Origin of the sequence: Roseibacillus persicicus, from assembly GCF_014651675.1 — a bacterium.
GTDB lineage: Bacteria > Verrucomicrobiota > Verrucomicrobiia > Verrucomicrobiales > Akkermansiaceae > Roseibacillus > Roseibacillus persicicus.
This window is the reverse complement of record NZ_BMXI01000071.1, coordinates 1-768: the sequence shown is the minus strand read 5'-3', so window position 1 is coordinate 768 and position 768 is coordinate 1. Positions and strand designations below refer to the sequence as shown.

At 53.8% G+C, this 768-nt stretch carries 1 protein-coding gene; it reads right to left on the bottom strand.

Features of this window, described 5'->3' with window-relative positions; translation table 11 throughout:
• Nucleotides 1–232 precede the first annotated feature (232 nt).
• On the bottom strand, nt 233–637 hold the full coding sequence (locus IE099_RS20640) for a hypothetical protein (RefSeq protein ID WP_189574757.1): 405 nt from the start codon (nt 635–637) through the stop codon (nt 233–235).
• Between the last annotated feature and the right edge of the window lie 131 nt (nt 638–768).

Below are 768 nucleotides of genomic sequence, written 5' to 3'. Positions count from 1 at the left end.
ACTACACCTCGCACTAATTCGGTCACGACTATCGCAACGATAACGCCAGCAACTGAGAGGAGCGTTGCGGTTTTCCACATAGAATATTTTTTTGCAGAACGTTCCAGCACACCCAATCCGACCGACTCAGCGCGCCTTCGTTAGTTCTACCACCTTTCCTCCCCCCGTCAATCTCCGACTCGCCAGCGCGGTCGGATTTGTGGTGCTGCGCATTGTTCGGCACGGGTAGAATCTACTTCGAGAAGACCGTTCTCGTTTCCCCAACCTTGATATTCTCAAACTGAAAATCCCTGTGACTCCCCTGCCATTCTCCGGAGGCGACAAGGTCCCAATCTGGAAATCCACTACGACTTGGTTCCATAACTGCAAATCGGCCACTTGAACCAAACACTACCCCAATCCCCTCATGGCTGACGAATTCATCAATCCAGAATACGCCAGCCTTCAAAGCCTCGAAGGCAACAGTGCTGGAATCGACTGGTCGCGATGCACCCTTGAACGCATAATCAGCCTTCGGCGTGCGCGCAGCAGTTTCGTAGCAGGGAAATGATTGAGCACGCCGACCCCAGGCGAAGAGCAGAAGGAGAGCGGTGAGCAACAGTATACTACCCACACTCAGCGCCAGTCTCTTTTTCATATTTTCAGCCGAACGTCTCAGCAAACCCAATCCGACCGACTCAGCACGCTTTCGATAGTTCTACCACCTCCCCTCCTCCAGTCAAGCCTCCGACTCGCCAGCGCGGTCGGATTTGTGGTGCTGCGCCTTGT